Source organism: Cypionkella sp., assembly GCF_030652235.1.
Classification (GTDB): domain Bacteria; phylum Pseudomonadota; class Alphaproteobacteria; order Rhodobacterales; family Rhodobacteraceae; genus Cypionkella.
Map to the genome: position 1 here is coordinate 1 of NZ_JAUSBA010000026.1, position 17,724 is coordinate 17,724.

General features: G+C 59.9%; 16 protein-coding genes, 1 tRNA gene and 1 pseudogene. 3 read left to right on the top strand and 15 right to left on the bottom strand.

What is annotated here, in order from left to right:
- From Q7V03_RS07775 to Q7V03_RS07785, 3 genes and pseudogenes are all read right to left on the bottom strand, one after another.
- A pseudogene (locus tag Q7V03_RS07775) lies at nucleotides 1-187 on the bottom strand (IS5/IS1182 family transposase); the annotation flags it as partial.
- A gap of 87 nt (nucleotides 188-274) precedes the next feature.
- Nucleotides 275-350, bottom strand: a tRNA-Ala gene (locus tag Q7V03_RS07780).
- Between the two features lie 104 nt (nucleotides 351-454).
- Nucleotides 455-793: a TIGR02300 family protein gene (locus Q7V03_RS07785; protein ID WP_054007019.1), complete on the bottom strand. Its 339-nt coding sequence runs from the start codon at nucleotides 791-793 to the stop codon at nucleotides 455-457.
- 158 nt (nucleotides 794-951) lie between these two features.
- Between Q7V03_RS07785 and Q7V03_RS07790 the strand changes: the two genes are divergently transcribed.
- Together Q7V03_RS07790 and Q7V03_RS07795 are read left to right on the top strand one after the other, a co-directional pair.
- Nucleotides 952-1,656, top strand: a complete 705-nt coding sequence (locus Q7V03_RS07790) for a M48 family metallopeptidase (protein WP_304925035.1) — start codon at nucleotides 952-954, stop codon at nucleotides 1,654-1,656.
- Between the two features lie 31 nt (nucleotides 1,657-1,687).
- Nucleotides 1,688-2,350 (top strand): GntR family transcriptional regulator, encoded by a 663-nt coding sequence (locus Q7V03_RS07795; RefSeq protein ID WP_054007020.1) that lies wholly within the window; start codon nucleotides 1,688-1,690, stop codon nucleotides 2,348-2,350.
- Between the two features lie 229 nt (nucleotides 2,351-2,579).
- Here Q7V03_RS07795 and lpdA read toward each other — a convergent pair whose 3' ends face one another.
- From lpdA to sucC, 9 genes are all read right to left on the bottom strand, one after another.
- A complete protein-coding gene (gene lpdA / locus Q7V03_RS07800; RefSeq protein ID WP_304925036.1) occupies nucleotides 2,580-3,968 on the bottom strand; it encodes a dihydrolipoyl dehydrogenase in 1,389 nt (462 codons plus the stop codon).
- Between the two features lie 57 nt (nucleotides 3,969-4,025).
- Entirely contained in the window at nucleotides 4,026-4,421 is a 396-nt protein-coding gene (locus Q7V03_RS07805) for an MAPEG family protein (protein WP_304925037.1), read from the bottom strand.
- Nucleotides 4,418-5,443, bottom strand: a complete 1,026-nt coding sequence (locus Q7V03_RS07810; protein WP_304925038.1) for a glycosyltransferase family 2 protein — start codon at nucleotides 5,441-5,443, stop codon at nucleotides 4,418-4,420. The genes Q7V03_RS07805 and Q7V03_RS07810 overlap by 4 nt, the downstream gene beginning before the upstream one ends.
- 58 nt (nucleotides 5,444-5,501) lie before the next feature.
- Nucleotides 5,502-6,713: a 2-oxoglutarate dehydrogenase complex dihydrolipoyllysine-residue succinyltransferase gene (gene odhB / locus Q7V03_RS07815; protein WP_304925039.1), complete on the bottom strand. Its 1,212-nt coding sequence runs from the start codon at nucleotides 6,711-6,713 to the stop codon at nucleotides 5,502-5,504.
- 1 nt (nucleotide 6,714) lies between these two features.
- Nucleotides 6,715-9,699, bottom strand: a complete 2,985-nt coding sequence (locus Q7V03_RS07820; protein ID WP_304925040.1) for a 2-oxoglutarate dehydrogenase E1 component — start codon at nucleotides 9,697-9,699, stop codon at nucleotides 6,715-6,717.
- A gap of 72 nt (nucleotides 9,700-9,771) precedes the next feature.
- Nucleotides 9,772-10,440 (bottom strand): hypothetical protein, encoded by a 669-nt coding sequence (locus Q7V03_RS07825; RefSeq protein WP_304925041.1) that lies wholly within the window; start codon nucleotides 10,438-10,440, stop codon nucleotides 9,772-9,774.
- 2 nt (nucleotides 10,441-10,442) lie between these two features.
- Complete coding sequence (sucD, locus tag Q7V03_RS07830; protein WP_304925042.1) at nucleotides 10,443-11,327, bottom strand: succinate--CoA ligase subunit alpha; 885 nt, start codon at nucleotides 11,325-11,327, stop codon at nucleotides 10,443-10,445.
- 55 nt (nucleotides 11,328-11,382) lie between these two features.
- The gene (locus Q7V03_RS07835; protein WP_304925043.1) at nucleotides 11,383-11,859 is read right to left on the bottom strand and encodes a hypothetical protein; all 477 of its coding nucleotides are present in this window, start codon (nucleotides 11,857-11,859) and stop codon (nucleotides 11,383-11,385) included.
- Nucleotides 11,856-13,049 carry an ADP-forming succinate--CoA ligase subunit beta gene (gene sucC / locus Q7V03_RS07840; protein WP_304925044.1) on the bottom strand — a complete coding sequence of 398 codons (1,194 nt, stop codon included), beginning with the start codon at nucleotides 13,047-13,049 and terminating at the stop codon, nucleotides 11,856-11,858. The genes Q7V03_RS07835 and sucC overlap by 4 nt, the downstream gene beginning before the upstream one ends.
- A gap of 220 nt (nucleotides 13,050-13,269) precedes the next feature.
- On the opposite strand from sucC, the gene Q7V03_RS07845 reads away from it, so the two are divergent.
- Nucleotides 13,270-14,343 (top strand): glycosyltransferase family 2 protein, encoded by a 1,074-nt coding sequence (locus Q7V03_RS07845; RefSeq protein WP_304925045.1) that lies wholly within the window; start codon nucleotides 13,270-13,272, stop codon nucleotides 14,341-14,343.
- Here Q7V03_RS07845 and Q7V03_RS07850 read toward each other — a convergent pair.
- The 3 genes from Q7V03_RS07850 to pepT form a co-directional block, all read right to left on the bottom strand.
- Nucleotides 14,267-15,466 (bottom strand): hypothetical protein, encoded by a 1,200-nt coding sequence (locus Q7V03_RS07850; protein ID WP_304925046.1) that lies wholly within the window; start codon nucleotides 15,464-15,466, stop codon nucleotides 14,267-14,269. The two genes, Q7V03_RS07845 and Q7V03_RS07850, sit on opposite strands and share 77 nt — an antisense overlap.
- A gap of 71 nt (nucleotides 15,467-15,537) precedes the next feature.
- Nucleotides 15,538-16,209, bottom strand: a complete 672-nt coding sequence (locus Q7V03_RS07855) for a class I SAM-dependent methyltransferase (RefSeq protein WP_304925047.1) — start codon at nucleotides 16,207-16,209, stop codon at nucleotides 15,538-15,540.
- 82 nt (nucleotides 16,210-16,291) lie between these two features.
- On the bottom strand, nucleotides 16,292-17,533 hold the full coding sequence (pepT, locus tag Q7V03_RS07860; RefSeq protein WP_304925048.1) for a peptidase T: 1,242 nt from the start codon (nucleotides 17,531-17,533) through the stop codon (nucleotides 16,292-16,294).
- Nucleotides 17,534-17,724: the final 191 nt, after the last annotated feature.

The window sequence follows — 17,724 nt, forward strand, 5'->3', positions numbered from 1 at the left end:
GCAGGCTGCCTTCGGGGATATCCAGCAGGTGTCGGCGCAGATCCCGCATGACCCTGCCGGTGTCGCCCTTCAGCTTTTTCAATGCCTTGCGCATGCGCTTGAACTGCTTGGCATGGGCATAGCGGCCAACCTGCAGCGCCATTCGAGGTGCAAGGCGGGCATAGGATTGCCGCAGTTCCACCCCGGCTTACTTACGCAATACTTATGGGTGGTTCACCAACGACAACAGCCCCCGAAGGGGCTGCTTGTAACCGTTTTTTTTTACTATGAATTTTGGTGGAGCCAGGGAGGATCGAACTCCCGACCTCTTGAATGCCATTCAAGCGCTCTCCCATCTGAGCTATGACCCCATCTTTTGCACAACGTTGGGCGCGTCGTGATAGGCGGTGTTTAGGCGAGGGCGCGGCGGGGTGCAAGAGGAAAATGCACGCACCCCACGCCCCGCTTAGATCACTTAAACGTCTTCCTCGTCGCCGGCCACGTCGGTCAGATCATCCAGCGACACGGTGTCGTCGGCGTCATCTTCCAGCAGCTCATCATCGAGTTCGGCATCATCGGCGACGCCTGCGACCAGCAGATCATCGTCTGCTTCCAGATCATCGACCAGCACCGCATCATCGTCTTTTTCAGGCTGTACGCGCGCGATCACGGCGGCGGCCATTTTACGGCGCGCCGATTCGATGTCCACGACCTCGCCCGTGTAGGGGCTGACGATCGGGCTGCGGTTCAGGTCGTAAAAGCGCTTGCCGGTGGTCGGGCATACGCGCTTGGTGCCCCATTCTGCCAATGGCATGGTTTTCCCTTTGTTCAGGCTGGCCCTTGCGGGCTGTCAATTCGGAATGTAGCCGCTTGCCACAGGCTTGGGCGACTGTCAAAGGCTTTTGTTAGTGTTACCCCAGTTGCGGCTGTGGGTTCAGATAGGTATCCTGCCGCCCCATGTCCAGAGGTGCAATGTTGCTGCTTCCCGGCCCACCCCCGATAGAGATCACTCTGCGCCGGAGCGCCCGTGCGCGGCGGTTTTCTTTGCGGGTGTCGCATGCGAATGGCGCGGTGACGCTATCGTTGCCAATGCGGGCGCGCGAGGCCGATGCGATGGCCTTTGTCCGCGCGCAAGAGGGTTGGATCCGGGACGCGGTGGCGCGGATGCCGCAGGTGGTCAGCGTTGGTTTAGGCTCAGTGCTACCGTTTGAAGGCAAGGCCTTGCAACTGGAAAGCGGGGCGGGCCGGTCGGTGCGGGTGGAGGGTTGCTCGCTGATCGTGCCGGGCGATCCGGATCGGGCGCCGGCGCGGGTATCGGCCTTTCTGCGGGTGCAGGCGCGCAATCGGTTGGTCACGGCGTCGGATCATTACGCCGGGCTGATCGGGCGCAAGGTAACGCAGGTGACGCTGCGCGATACGCGGTCGCGCTGGGGCTCTTGCACCTCGGAGGGCGCGCTGATGTATTCATGGCGGCTGATCATGGCGCCGCCGCGCGTGCTGGATTACGTGGCCGCGCATGAGGTCGCGCATATGTTGGAGATGAACCATTCGGATCGATTCTGGGCGGTGGTGCAGCGGCTGTTTCCGGGCTGGCAGGCAGAACGCGCGTGGCTGAAGCGCGAAGGTGGGGCACTTCAGGCGATCCGGTTTGACAGCGGCGATCTTGATGTCGCTTGACCACAGCACGCTCGGGGTGCTTGGCTAGGACATGATCTCACCCTATCCCATACCGCCGCGACTGGCCGACCCCAATGCCGCCGCCCATGAGCGGGTGTATCGCAGCCTGCGCCAGCAGGTGTTGCATGGCGAGCTCGCGCCCGGTCAGGCGATGACCCTGCGTGGCATTGCCGAACAATTTGGCGTCTCGATGACCCCGGCGCGTGAGGCGGCACGGCGGTTGGTGGCGGAGGGGGCGTTTACGATGTCGTCGTCAGGGCGGATTTCGACACCAGAGCTGACGCCGGAACGCATTGAGGAGTTGGCGGCGATCCGCGCGATGCTGGAGCCGGAGATGGCATCACGTGCACTCCCGCGCGCGCACTTCGCGCTGATCGACCGTCTGGCTGCGATCAATGCACTGAACCAAGAGGCGGTGATGAACCAAGATGCGGTGGGCTATGTGCGCACCAATCTCGAATTCCACCGCACGCTGTATCTGCGCGCCCAGACCCCGGCGATGCTTGCCTTGTGCGAAACGGTTTGGCTGCAACTGGGGCCAACCATGCGCGCGCTTTACCAAAAGCTGCGCCGCCGCGATATGCCGCAGCACCATCGGATGATCTTAGCCGCCTTGCGGGCAGGAGATGAGCCGGGGCTGCGCCTGGCGGTGCGCACGGACGTCACGCAAGGGTTGCGGCATCTGGCATCGTAAGCAGTTCAGGTTATTATTGAATCGGAAATCGCTTCCTCTCGCTTCACTCTAACGCGTTTTCCGCGGCTTCCATTTTGACGGCAACCTGAACTGATGTGGTGGGTTTCCGAGGCTGCTTTGGTAGTGGGGATGCGCCCGGTCGGCGGCTTCGCCGGGCTGCTCCGCTTGATTGGCTGTGAAAAAGGCCTGAGGCGGCGCTCGTCGCGCCCTATCGGGCGGATGAGCGTGCTTAGGCGTGGATCGCACCGTCCCCACAAGCCAGCGCCGCTTCACGCACCGCCTCGCTACAGGTCGGGTGGGCGTGGCAGGTCATTGCCAGATCTTGGGCCGACGCGCCAAATTCCATCGCCACGCAAACCTCGTGGATCAAATCGCCCGCACCCGGCCCGATGATATGGCAGCCCAAGATGCGGTCAGTGGTCGCATCCGCGAGCATTTTCACGAAACCCTCGGCCTGAAACATCGCTTTGGCCCGCGCATTGCCCATGAAAGGGAATTTACCGACCTTGTAGGCGCGGCCCTGTTCTTTCAGCTGTTCTTCGGTTGCCCCCACCGAGGCCACTTCTGGGCTAGTGTAGACTACACCGGGGATGACCGCATAGTTCACATGGCCGGCTTTCCCCGCCATGATCTCGGCCAAAGCCATGCCTTCATCTTCGGCTTTATGCGCCAGCATCGGGCCGATAATCGCATCACCAATCGCATACAAGCCATTGATATTGGTGGCGTAATGCGCATCGGTCTTGACCTGGCCGCGCGGCAGCATTTCAACCCCCAAAGCCTCTAGCCCCAGGCCTTTGAGATAGGGTTTGCGTCCCGTGGCGACCAGAACCACTTCGGCCTCAAGGCTGGCTTCGGTGTTATTTTTGCGCAGTTTGTAGCTGACCTTCGCCACGCCAGCTTTGGTTTCAACGTCCTGCACGGCGGCACCCAGAATGAACTTGACGCCTTGCTTTGTCAGAATGCGTTGGAAAGACTTCGCCACTTCAGCATCCATGCCGGGGGTGATCGCATCCAAATATTCCACCACCGTCACTTCGGTGCCAAGCCGCGCATAGACCGAGCCCATCTCCAGCCCGATCACGCCCGCGCCGATCACCACCATGGTTTTCGGGATCGACGGCAGCGCTAAAGCCCCGGTCGAGGTCACCACAATCGTCTCATCCACCGTCACACCCGGCAGGCTCGACGGCTCGGACCCCGTTGCAATCACGATGTTTTTCGCCTCATGCACCTCGTCACCGATCTGCACTTTGCCGGGGCTTGGGATGCTCGCCCAGCCTTTCAGCCAAGTGATCTTGTTCTTCTTGAACAGAAACTCGATGCCCTTGGTGTTGCCGTTCACCACATCGGTTTTATAGGCCTGCATTTTCAGCCAATCGACCGTGGGCGCACCCCCCATAAGACCCATTTTTTCAAAGTTTTCATGCACTTCATGCAAGCTGTGCGTCGCATGCAGCAAAGCTTTGGACGGGATGCAGCCGATGTTCAGGCAGGTGCCGCCAAGGGTATCGCGGCCCTCAACCACCGCCACGTTCAGGCCCAGTTGCGCGGCCCGGATGGCGCAAACATAGCCGCCGGGGCCAGCACCGATGATGATTGCGTCAAAACTTGCCATAGGGTTTCCTTCGTAGGGTTGGCGTTTGGGTCCCGTACAGGTGTACGGACGCATGTGTCAGATCAAAGCCGCCACGATCAAGGTGAGTGTGGCGAAAAAACCCACGGCCCAGATGGCTGAGCGCCACGGCCGCAGCCCAAAGGCATAGGCCGGGACATAAAGCACGCGGGCGGCGAGGTAGATGTAGGCGGCGTATTGTGTCACGGCTGTCGATTGGTTGCCCAAGGTGACAACGACAACGGCAAGGGTGAACAGGATCAACCCTTCAAAATGATTGGTCAGCGCGCGTTGCAACCGGGCGGTGCGCAGCGACAACTGCCGCGAAGGTGGGCGGTCGCGTGGGCCAGAGGTGTAGCCGGTGCCCAGTTGCAGATTGGCTGGGATGGCAAACAGCGCGAATTGCCCGGCTTGCAGCAGGCCAGCGAGCGCGAGGGCGGTGAGTTCGGATGTCATACGGGCGCTACTTTCTTTGGACGTTTGCGGCGCTGATCCCACAGCTTGCGGTTCTCAGGCGTCAGGTGAGTGTCGCGCTGCTGCGCCAGCCAAGCCAGCGCAGTTTTGTGCAAATCGTACAACTGCGGATCGGCGTCATAGGCGGCCAGACGCGCGTTCAGGCTGGGAAGATGGCGTTGAATCGAGCGATCTTCGCCAGTAGAACGTTCGGCAATGGTCCACATCTTCGAGCCGAGCACATGGTTGGCGTGCTGTTTCGCCATACCATCGCCGCGGATGTTTTTCAGCAGAAACACGTCTTCCGAGCGCACGAAATAGTGGTTGATATCGGCATTTGCCCAAGTCAGGTCTTCATCCTTGATGCCGCGATAATTGGCGGCAGTGGGGTGCGACAACCCGCGATTGGGAATTTTCGCGCCCGCGCTGTTGCGCACAATCACATCGGGGTCCAGCGGGTCTTTCGGCATATGGTCGATCGCACGTGCAAAGCGGTTGGGCCGGAACAAGGATTTGTGGAACACCAGTTGTTCTTCGATCTGGGCGGAGCATTGGGTTTGCTCGGCCAGCAAACTGCCACCATTCCACACCTGCCGCCCCCCGCTGGCGATAAACCGCCACGCGATAGCGACAGTGTCGCAGCGGCCAACGGCTTGCAGCAGATCGCCCACCATGCCCGCGCCAGTGGTGACGTTGAGAAATTCATCCGCATCGATGTGCAACAGCCATTCCACCTCCGCCATCGCTGGATGCGCTAAGGCGCGGGCGAGGCCTATGACCTGCGGTGCCTCACCGGGGGCGACTTCGTTGCGGATGTGAACGACGGGTTCCATTTCCGCCAGCCTGTCCGCCATCATAGCGGTGCCGTCTTGGCAATTGTTGGTGACAAGGAAGATGCGGTCAAAGCCGATGCCAAGGTGATAGGCCACCCATTCCAGCACAAACACCGCCTCGTTGCGCATACAGACCACAACGGCGCGCTTGGTGCGGGCTGGGGCAGCGGTATACAGGTGAGGCGGGTTCACGAAAGTCACTTTCAGCAAAGCGAGGCGGGCAGCCAGAGGCTTGGCTGCCCGCCGCTGGTTACAAATCCATCAACAACCGACGCGGATCTTCCAATGCTTCTTTCACCCGCACCAGGAACGTCACCGCGCCCTTACCATCCACAACCCGGTGATCGTAGGACAAAGCCAGATACATCATCGGGCGGATGACGATTTGGCCGCTAACCACAACGGGGCGGTCTTGGATCTTATGCATCCCCAAAATACCCGATTGCGGCGGGTTCAGGATCGGCGAGGACATCAGCGAGCCGTAAACCCCACCGTTCGATATGGTGAACGAGCCGCCCTGCATTTCGGCCATCGACAGCTTGCCATCGCGGGCGCGCAGGCCGAGTTCCGAGATTTTCTTCTCAATCGCGGCAAAGCCCATCTGATCAGCATCACGCACCACCGGCACCACAAGGCCGTTTGGGGTGCCGACGGCGACGCCCATGTGGACGTAGTTTTTGTAAACCACATCTTGGCCGTCAATCTCGGCGTTCACTTCCGGGATTTCTTTCAAAGCATGGGTGCAGGCTTTGACGAAGAACGACATGAACCCAAGTTTGACGCCGTGCTTTTTCTCAAAGATGTCTTTGTATTCATTGCGCAAAGACATGATACTGGACATGTCCACCTCGTTATAGGTGGTCAGCATGGCTGCGGTGTTTTGCGCGTCTTTCAGGCGACGCGCGATGGTGGCGCGCAGCCGGGTCATCTTGACGCGTTCCTCGCGGGCAGCATCATCCGCCGGCACTGGGGCGCGCGGGATCGCGGCCACAGCAGGGGCGGCGGCGATCGGGGCGGCGCTGGCGGCACGCGCCACATCTTCCTTCATCACCCGGCCATCGCGGCCAGTGCCTTGGACTTGATCCGCCGATAGGCCCGCTTCAGCCATGGCTTTCTTGGCGGAAGGCGCGTTTTCCACGTCTTTCGCGGCGGCCACGGCAGGGGCTGGGGCCGCAGCTTCGGCCACCACAGCAGCGGCGGCTTTCGGCGCGGCCAACGCACCAGCCGCGCCTTCGGTCACAATCGCCAGCCGCGCATTGGCGGCCACGGTTGTACCTTCAGGGGCGAGGATTTCCGTCAGAACACCCGCCACGGGGGAGGGCACTTCGACGGAAACTTTATCGGTTTCCAACTCGCACAGCATCTCGTCCAGTTTCACCACATCTCCGGGCTTTTTGAACCAAGTCGATACGGTGGCTTCCGAGACGCTTTCGCCCAAAGAGGGCACCATTACATCCGTCATATCATTCTCCTGCGCGGGCGGTGGTTGGGGACGGGCCGCCGAGCGCCTCATTCACCAGGGTTTGCTGTTCATATTTGTGTTTTGACGCAAGGCCCGTGGCCGGCGAGGCTGAAGCCGCACGGCCAGCATAGCGGGGCCGGGTGTTGGTTGCACCGATATTGGTCAAAAGCGCTTCTAGTTCCGGCTCGATGTGCGACCAAGCTCCCATGTTCTTCGGCTCTTCTTGGCACCAAACCCATTCCGCGCCCTTGAACCGCGAAAGTTCAGCGGTGAGAGATTGCTTGGGCACCGGATACAGTTGTTCAACCCGCAAAAGATAGGTGTCGGTCAACCCGCGCGCGTCACGCTCAGCCAACAGATCGTAGTAGACCTTGCCGGAACATAGCACGACGCGCTTGATGCCATCATCGGCGTTCAGCTTGGTTTCCGAATGGCCCTTTTGCGCATCATCCCACAAAACGCGGTGGAAATAGCTGCCTTCGGTGAAATCCGACGCATCCGACACTGCCATCGGGTGCCGCAGCAACGATTTAGGCGTCATCAAAATCAAAGGCTTGCGGAAATCGCGGTGCATCTGGCGTCGCAGGATGTGGAAATAGTTCGACGGTGTGGTGCAGTTGGCCACGATCCAGTTGTCATGCGCCGACATCTGCAAGAAGCGTTCCAGACGCGCCGAGGAGTGTTCCGGCCCCTGTCCTTCATAGCCATGCGGCAACAAGCACACGAGGCCCGACATCCGCAGCCATTTGCTCTCAGCCGAGTTGATGAACTGATCAAACATGATCTGCGCGCCGTTGGCGAAATCACCAAACTGCGCTTCCCACATCGTCAAAGCATTGGGTTCAGACAGCGAATAGCCGTATTCAAAGCCCAAAACCGCATATTCCGACAACATCGAATCGATGACTTCATAACGCGCTTGGCCGGGGCGAATGTGGTTCAGTGGATAGTGACGTTCCTCGGTGGTCTGATCGACAAAGGCCGAATGACGCTGGCTGAAGGTGCCTCGGGTGCAATCCTGACCTGACAGCCGCACTGGGAAGCCTTCGACTTGCAAGCTGCCAAAAGCCAAAGCTTCTGCCGTCGACCAATCGAAACCTTGCCCGGATTCGAACATCTTCTTCTTGGCTTCCAGTTGACGCGCGACGGTTTTGTGAATGTCAAAACCTTCGGGAATCCGCGTCAAAGCGGCACCCACTTCGGCCAGTGTCTCGGGCTTGATCCAAGTATCGCCGCGTTGGTAATTGTCCAAGTCTTTGGTTTTCATCGACTTCCAGCGGCCATCCAGCCAATCGGCTTTGTTGGGCTTATAGTCTTTGCCGACCTCAAACTCCTCATTCAGGCGGGCCTGGAACGCCGCCTTCATGTCCTCGATCTCGCCTTCCGGGATCAAGCCATCGGCAACCAGTCGGTCGGTATAAAGCTGCAAAGTGGTCTTTTGCTTGCGAATGGTGGTGTACATCGCCGGGTTGGTGAACATCGGCTCGTCGCCTTCGTTGTGACCAAAGCGGCGGTAGCAGAAGATGTCCAGCACCACATCCTTGTGAAAGGTCTGGCGGAATTCGGTGGCAACTTTGGCGGCATGCACAACGGCTTCAGGATCGTCGCCGTTGACATGGAAGATCGGCGCTTCGACCATCAAAGCGATGTCCGTAGGGTAGGGGCTGGAACGGCTATAGGCCGGGGCGGTGGTGAAGCCGATCTGGTTGTTGACGATGATATGGATGGTGCCACCCGTGCGATGGCCCTTCAGACCCGACAGACCAAAGCATTCGGCGATAACGCCCTGACCCGCGAAGGCCGCGTCGCCGTGCAGCAGCACGGGCAGCACTTGGCTGCGCTCTGTATCGCCGAATTGGTCCTGCTTGGCGCGGACTTTGCCCAGCACGACCGGGTTCACCGCCTCGAGGTGGCTTGGGTTGGCGGTGAGGGAAAGGTGAACCGTGTTGCCGTCAAAGGTGCGGTCGCTTGAGGCACCAAGGTGATATTTCACATCACCCGAGCCATCGACATCTTCCGGCTTATAGCTGCCGCCTTGGAATTCGTTGAATATCGCGCGGTAGGGCTTTTGCAGAACGTTCGAGAGCACGTTCAACCGACCCCGGTGCGGCATCCCAAAAATCACCTCGCGCACGCCCATAGCGCCACCGCGCTTTATGATCGCCTCCATCGCCGGGATCAGCGCTTCGGCGCCGTCCAGACCAAAGCGCTTGGTGCCCATGTATTTGACATGGAGGAATTTCTCATAACCTTCAGCCTCGACCAGCTTGTTCAGGATCGCCTTGCGGCCTTCGCGGGTGAAGGCGATTTCCTTGCCGTAGCCTTCGATGCGTTCCTTCAGCCAAGCCGCCTGCTCGGGGTCGGAAATATGCATGTATTGCAGCGCGAACGTGCCGCAATAGGTGCGTTTGACGATGTCGATGATCTGCCGCATCGAGGCAAATTCCAGCCCCAACACATTGTCGATGAAGATCGGGCGATCCATATCAGCCTCGGCGAAACCGTAAGACACCGGCTCCAACTCGGGGTGGTTGCCGCGATCGGTCATCCCCAGCGGGTCAAGATCGGCAGCAAGATGGCCGCGAATACGGTAGGCGCGGATGATCATAATCGCGCGGATGCTATCCAGCACCGCACGCTGCACCTGCGCATCGGTCAGCGACAGACCCTTTTCCGCCGCTTTCTCAGTGATCTTCTTGCCCGCAGCCTTCGGTTCCGCCGTCACAGGCCATTCGCCCGTCATCGCCCCCGTCACATCATCTGAAGGCGTCGGCGGCCAATCGGCGCGGCCCCACGACGGCCCGGTGGCCTGCCGCTTGGCGTCCATCTCGGGTTCTGCCAACGAGCGGAAAAAGTCCGCCCATTGCGCATCGACCGAAGCCGGATCAGCGGCATAGTTTGCCGCCAGCTGGTCAATATAATCCGCATTCGCGCCTTGCAGAAAGCTGGAGGCGTGGAATTGGCTGTTGGGGGATTGTTCGGTCATTTGGATGCCTCAAGTGGGTTGGCCGGGTGGCCTTAGTGGCGGGGTTTCCCCCACCGCCAGCTAGATTGTTGGTTATGGGCTTACGGCCCATGCTGGGTATTGGATTGAGCCATAGTACACGGCTGTAATGTCAGTCTTTATGCCAAAGCTTCGCTCAACGGCAACTGGGTCAACCGAGACTGTCTGGGCAAGTATTCTTGTGCGTGTGGTGGTGAAGTCCGTTGATTCAAACTTGCCTTCAAAAAGCGCAGGCGGAGAAGGGGCGGCCAATTTGGGGCTAAATTCCTGTGGCTTCGTGGCAGCTTCAGGCACGCCAAGAAAGCACTGATTTAGAATCATGGCATTGGCCTTGGATGTAATCAGTAAGATCGCACCTGTGTCATGCTTTAGAACTACAACAGGATTTTTTGGGGCTGGACCCAAGATATTAGCCGCCATGGTTTGCGCCCGTGGCCAGAATTTTAACTGCGTATCTGATTTCTTCTTTATCGGGTCATTGGGATAGCCAGAGCCAAGTGTCGCAGAAAGTATCAGTGCCACACTTTCTTTAAGCATTGCCTTGTCAGTCTCGGCAACGTCCGCCCAGCCGTTCGCATAGAAATAAGCCAACAGATCCTTGGGATCTTTGGGCGTGGTCAGACAAACCGTCAACACGTCTTGCGCCGACAATGTGCGGGCGGACACTGGCGCGGGAAGCGCCAGTGTCGCAAGAACTGCCAAAAGGATGCCCAGCTTGCCCATGTTCAGCCCTTGATCGCTTTCAGCACGGCCTCGCCCAAGGTCGCCGGGCTGTCGGCCACAATGATCCCGGCCATTTTCATCGCCTCGATCTTCGATTGCGCATCGCCTTTGCCGCCTGCCACAATGGCACCGGCATGGCCCATGCGGCGGCCTTCGGGGGCGGTGCGGCCGGCGATAAAGCCTGCGGTGGGTTTCCAGCGGCCACGCTTTTTCTCATCGGCAAGAAATTGGGCTGCATCTTCTTCGGCCGCGCCACCGATTTCACCGATCATGATGATCGAATGGGTGTCGGGGTCGGCGAGGAACATTTCAAGGATATCAATGTGCTCGCTGCCCTTGATCGGATCACCCCCAATGCCGACAGCCGAGGTCTGACCCAAGCCCACGTCGGTGGTCTGCTTGACGGCCTCATAGGTCAGCGTGCCAGAACGCGACACAACCCCGACCGAACCCTTCGAGAAAATGCTGCCCGGCATGATGCCGATTTTGCACTCGCCGGGGGTCATCACGCCGGGGCAGTTTGGCCCGATCAGGCGCGACTTGGAATTGATCAGCGCGCGCTTGACCTTCATCATATCCAGCACCGGGATGCCTTCGGTGATGCAAACGATCAGCTCCATCTCGGCATCAATCGCTTCAAGGATGCTGTCAGCCGCAAACGGCGGCGGCACATAGATCACCGATGCATTGGCCCCGGTGACCGCGCGGGCCTCATGCACAGAATCAAACACCGGCAGGTTCAGGTGGCTGGAGCCACCCTTGCCGGGCGTGACGCCGCCGACCATTTTGGTGCCGTAAGCGATGGCCTGTTCCGAATGGAACGTGCCTTGGCTGCCAGTGAAGCCTTGGCAGATGACGCGGGTGTTAGCGTTTACGAGTACGGCCATGTTCGGCGTCTCCTGATTTTCAGCTTCGGGACAGGCCGGATCCCCGGCCCGCAGTTCATTCTATTGGTGTCGCCTCAAAGCGTACGCCGCTATCGGTGTCAGAGCCGCAGGTCGGATCATTACCAGCCGAGGTGACGGTGGCGCTGACCCCTGTGTCGAAATCAAGCCGGGTGCAGCCCATGCCATCCTTCGAATAGACAAACGGCGCACCGTCTTCGCCGCCAAGTGCTGCGGCAAGGATTTCCGATGCGGTGGAACTGTCTACGCTGGTGCTTTCAACATGGCAGAAGGATCCCTCGGCCATGTAAACAATCGTATCGTCGCCGACACCGGGGTAGAAATAGATCAAACCCTCTTCGCCGTCGTCATTACGCGTCCAGTATAGGCTGGTGAGCATGGCTTCGGTCAGATCAACCTGATTGCCGCCCGACAGGCACGCCATATACCCTTCAACCAATTGGTTGCGCGGTTCGGCGTCCTGTGCCGCAGCCGCGCTTGCCAATAGCGTAAAAATGGCGGCTTGGCGGATCATCCCTTCACCGCTTTAACGATCTTCTGCGCGGCGTCTGACAGGTTATCCGCGGCGATCACGTTCAGGCCGGAATTGCGGATGATGTCTTTGCCCAGTTCCACATTGGTGCCTTCAAGGCGCACCACCAGCGGCACTTTCAGCCCGACCTCTTTCACCGCCGCAATCACGCCCTCGGCGATGATGTCACAGCGCATGATGCCGCCGAAAATGTTGACGAGGATGCCTTTGACCTGCGGGTCAGAGGTGATGATCTTGAACGCCTCGGTGACCTTTTCCTTGGTCGCACCACCGCCGACGTCAAGGAAGTTGGCAGGCTCGGCACCATAAAGCTTGATGATGTCCATCGTCGCCATCGCAAGGCCAGCGCCGTTGACCATACAACCGATTTCGCCATCCAAGGCGATGTAGTTCAGATCAAACTTGGAGGCTGCGAGTTCTTTCGGGTCTTCTTCCGTCTCATCACGCAGCGCCGCAATATCGGGGTGGCGATACATCGCGTTGCCGTCAAAGCTCATCTTGGCATCCAAGAGCTTCATGTTGCCGTCTTTCATCACGACAAGCGGGTTGATTTCCAGCATGTCCATGTCTTTTTCGACGAACATCTTATACAGGTTCTTCACGATGCCGACGCATTGCTTGACCTGATTGCCGGTTAGCCCCAACGAGAAGGCAACGCGGCGACCGTGGAAATCGGAATAGCCGGTGGCCGGATCGACGCTGAATGACAAGATCTTTTCCGGCGTGTCATGGGCAACGTCTTCAATCGACATGCCGCCTTCGGTAGAACACACGATCGAGATCCGGCTGGTCTGGCGATCAATCAGCAGGGCGAGATATAACTCCCGCTCAATATCGCTGCCGTCTTCGATGTAGATGCGGTTGACCTGCTTGCCCGCAGGCCCGGTCTGCACGGTAACCAACGTGCGACCCAGCATTTGGCGGGCAAACTCCGCCGCCTCACCGACCGAGCGCGCCAGCCGCACGCCGCCTTTTTCACCTGCTTCGGGTTCCTTGAAATGACCCTTGCCGCGGCCGCCCGCGTGGATTTGCGCCTTGACCACCCAGAGCGGGCCATCGAGTTCGCCTGCCGCAGACTTGGCTTCTTCCGCCTTGGTCACGGCGCGGCCATCGGACACCGGGATGCCATAGCTGCGCAGCAGAGCCTTGGCCTGATATTCATGGATATTCATGGATGTGTCCCATCAGCTTTGATTTGAAGGCGGTGTGGCATAAATTTGGCCAATAGGAAAACCAGAATTACGGGGCATTGGTGGAAAACCGACATTTGTGATCACACAAAAAAAAATTGTGATCACATGAGGGGATTCCTTAAGTTTATCAGGGCTTGCTGTTCGCGCTAACGCCCGGCATTGTTCCTGCATGGGTGTAAAACGGGATGGCAGCAGTTCGATGAAACCAACTTGGGCAGTGGTGGCCACGCTGGACGAGCCGGCAGCACTGGTGGCGGCTTTTGTGGCCCATCATCTGGCGCAGGGGGCCGCGAAGGTGCATCTTTTTCTTGATCAGCCGGATGCAGAAGCGCAGGCCATGCTGGCAGATCTGCCCGGCTGCGAGGTTACGGTCTGCGACGCCAGCTATTGGGCGGCATCGGCTCACGGCAAGCGTCCGGCGTTGCACACCAGCCGCCAAGTCAAAAACGCGCGGCAGGTTTACGCCCGCTGCGGCGCCGACTGGCTGTTGCACTGCGACGGCGACGAATTCCTGCGCGACGGCGTCATGCTGCGGGCCGAACTGGCTCGCGCCCCTGCCAAAGCGATGTATATGCGGCTTTTGGTGGCCGAGCGCGCCTATCCCAGGGGGGCTGTTGGGGCACAGATTTTCTCTGGCGTGTTTCGGCATGAGCTTCCCGACTATCCGCACCATGGCCCCGAGGTTTATGGCGAGATGCAGGCGTATTTTCATTATGGCCTGACGGGGCATCGGGCGGGCAAGGCCTTGGTGCGGGTGGGGGCGGGGATGCAGATGGGGCTACACGCGCCGCTGGGTAAGCCCGCACACAAGGCCATCCAGTCGACCCGGCTTTTACATTTTGACGGGCTGACCCGGCTGCATTTCACCTTGAAACTGCTGCGCCGCGCGCATGAGCCCCCCAGCCACGCCAGCAATCGGCATGGTGCCGCGCGCAGCACGCAGTTTTTGTCGATGTGCGAGGCGATGGCCGCGCCAGAGATGCGCACGGCCTTGGTGGCGGTGCTGAAAGAGTTGGAACCTGATCAGATTCGGCAGTTGCGGCGCTTGGGTGCTTTGGACGAGACAGGCTTTGATCCACGCCCGGTTTTGGCCGCAGCGGGCCTTGCGCCGGATCTGTCAGAGGCGGCGTTTGATGCCAGTTTGCGCCAGCGCTATGCTGGATTTTTGCAGAAACACGCGCCGGATTTGGCCAGAGTTAGTTCAAATAGAACGACAGCATCATCGCCTCGCCACCCATCATCTGCTCAAACGCGCTCCAGTTCTGGTCGCTGACAAGCTGGCCCTGTTCCAAGTAGGGTGCGGCAGCCCAGCCTTGAATCCAGCCAGCCAGATCAGCAGGGCGTGGATCGGTAAAGACCTTGGCGAGGTTCACGCCCGCTGCCCCCTCTTGCCGCCAATAGGGAGCGAGTTTGCTACCCTTCAGCAGCGCTTCGGCATCGTCTAGCACTGATAGCCACACCGCTTTGGTGCCCGGCGGCAGGGTTACGCCCAAGGCTGATTGCTGGTTGTCATTTGGCAACCATTCGGCGGCATTATCGGTTTCTTGCGCCACTTCGGCCCAGAAGCGGCGGTTGTCGGCGATCATGCTTAGGAAATGCTGCTGCGCACTGGTCATCCGCGCGGCATCGGGGGCCCGTTGCAGCGTGGCGATCAGGATGGCGATCAGATCGACCTCGTCCAGTCCACCCTGCGCATCGCTGAGAAAGCTGGGAGCGGTGCCGCCAAGGCTGACCATTTTATCATGCGCAGCCATAATGCGGGTGATTGGCTCGGTCGGATCATAGGCCAAAACCAAATCGCTGACGCCCTGCAACAGATGGGTATAGGCCGAAAGCCAGGCCACGTCGGCGGCATCGAATTTCACCACCGGGGCCGGGGTGGCGGGGTCGCGGCTGTCCCATTGCCAACCCAGCAGCATTGGCCCCAGCACCGCCATCGCATCCTCGCCGATGTCGCGGGTATGGTTGGCGTTGATGTCAAACCACAGGTCGGCGAAGTTGATTTCCAACATTAAATCAGAGTGTTCTGCAATTTCGGCCAATGGTGCGCGGGCCTGAGCCAGTTTTTCATCCACGGTGCGGAACAGATCGGAAATCATCGCCGGCTGAAAGGCGGCAGGGCTGGGGTTATCTTCCAGCGGCAGACGCAGGAACGGCAGCATCCCGGTGCGATCGATCATTCCTGCCGCGTAACGCAGTTGCAAGGCGGCTTCAACTGCGCCGAGAAACCGCACGCCGCCAAGCGCAAAACGGTCGGCATCTGTCGGCGCAGGCAGTGCGGCCAGCCGCGTCTCGGTGGTGCTCAGCCCCTTGCTGCCAATCTCGGCGGAAAGGGTTTCGGCGTGCAGCGGGGCCGCAAGGCACAAAAGCGGCAATAGGGATGGCAGAATACGCATGGCAATCTCCACTGGAATTTGGCGCAGGGTGCGCCAGGCGGTCTGCGATGGCAACTGTGGGATTCCAGACCCTAGGCTGGGGTGGCCACGAACAACACCTGCCCGCGCGGTAGGCGGGTTTGGTGTTGATCCACTGCAAAACCCGAAGCGCGGGTCAGCTGCAGCACGTCCTCGGTCAGCATATGATAGGGCGCGCGGGTATCATGGGTGACCACGCCGTCGGGTTGTTTGACCGGAAGCAGGCTGGCGCTGGCATCGGGGGCAAGAAAGGCGGTGAACAGCAGCTTTTGCAAGGCGGGAAAGCGGCCGCGGATCTGAATCAACGCCCGGCGCAGGTGGTTGGCGGGCAGATGGGTGAACACCGCAAAGGCGATGGCATGGGTGATATTGTCGGGCACGCCGGGGAAGTTGAAATTGGCATCCTCAATCAGCTGCGCGGGCGAGAGGCGGGATTTATCCGCGATTTCCGTCTCATAGCCGCGTTTGAGCAGCGTGCCGGACAGATCTGTCGCCCAATAGTGGCCGGAGGTCAGGTATGGCACCGCCTTGCAGCCTAGGCGCAGCGATCCCGCGCCAATATCGAGTAGGTGGTGGTCCGGTTGCAAATCTGCCCCGAGCAGCAGTTCCATCTGGATCTTGCCCGTCTCCTCCCACCGTCCGCCAACGATGTCACGGTGCCGCCCTTTCGCGAGGGCATCAGCGTAGAAATTCGGAGCATGATAGGGCGAGATGTGCTGGGCCATGGGATTTCTTGCCACAAACGCCGGGGGTTTCCCACCCCCGGACCCCCTCGGGATATTTGCGCGCAGAGGATCAAAACTTGATTCAAGCTGCAGGCTTTGCGGCGTGTTGGACGAGGGCGAGACAGAACGCGGTGGCTTGGCCCATATCCTGCACCGAAATCCACTCCAGTGGGCCATGAATATCCTGCATCCCGGTGAACAGGTTGGGGCAGGGCACGCCCATCTCGGTCAAGCGCGAGCCGTCGGTGCCGCCGCGGATCGGAACGGATACTGGCTCAATCCCCAGACTGCGGGCGGCGTCGCGCGCCAGATCGACCGGGGTCATGTCTTTTTCCAGCCAATAGCGCATGTTGCGGTATTGCGGCTTGATCACGCAGGTGATTTCAGCGCGCGGTTCGGTGGCGGCGACGGCAGCGCAGACCTGTTGCAGCAGTGCGCCTTTGGCAGCGAGGCCATCGCGTTCAAAGTCGCGCAGGATGAACTTGAGGATCATTTCCGAGGAGCCGCCGGTCATATCTGTGGCGTGGATGAAGCCGCCGCGGTCTGAGGTGGTTTCCGGGGTGAGCGTGGCGTGCGGCAGGGTCTGGATGATCTTGGCGGCAAGGTGGATGGCGTTGACGAGTTTATCCTTGGCCAAGCCGGGGTGGATCGACACACCTTTGATGGTCACGACGGCCCCGTCGGCCGAGAAGCTTTCGTATTCGATCTCGCCCACCGCACCGCCGTCAAAGGTATAGGCGAAATCGGCTTTCAGATCGGCGGGAAGGTTGGAATGGACACCGCGACCGATTTCCTCATCCGGGGTGAAGGCGAGGCGCAGGGTGGGGTGCGAGATCTCGGGGTTGGCGAGCAGATGGCGGGCGGCGGTCATCAGGATCGCGACGCCAGCCTTATCGTCCGCGCCCAGCAGGGTGAGACCCGAGGCGGTGATGATGTCGTGGCCTTGTTTGGTGCCGAGGTAGGGGTTGTGCTCGGGGGTAAGCGTGAGGGTGGGGTTGTCGGGGAAGCTGATCGTGCCGCCGTTGTAGCCTCGGATCACCCGGGGTTTGACGCCTGTCGCGTTGAACTGCGGGGCGGTGTCGATATGGGCAAGCAGGCCTATGGTGGGGCCGGGGACGTTGCCGGGGATGGTGGCTATGACGGTGCCATAGGGGGTGAGTTGGACATCTGCGGCGCCGATTTCGCGCAGTTCGGTTTCCAGCAGGCGCAGGATGGTCAGCTGGATTTCGGTGGAGGGCGAGGCGGTGCCGCCGTCGTTGGATTGGCTGTCGATGCTGGCGTAGCGGATCAGGCGGGATTCAAGCTCGGCGTGGAAATCGGTCATTCTGGCCTCCGGAGGTTTGGGCGGAGTTGGGCGGAGCCAGAGGGGGGTGTCAAGGGGGGTGGGGGCGGTCCCAACTCGGGACCATTTTAGTGTCTTTATAATCAATGGGTTGAGGTGGTGGATTTAAGAGTTTGTTAAGGATTTGCGCCGGCGAAGATGTGGGTTTCACACTTCCACGCTCTTGACGAAGG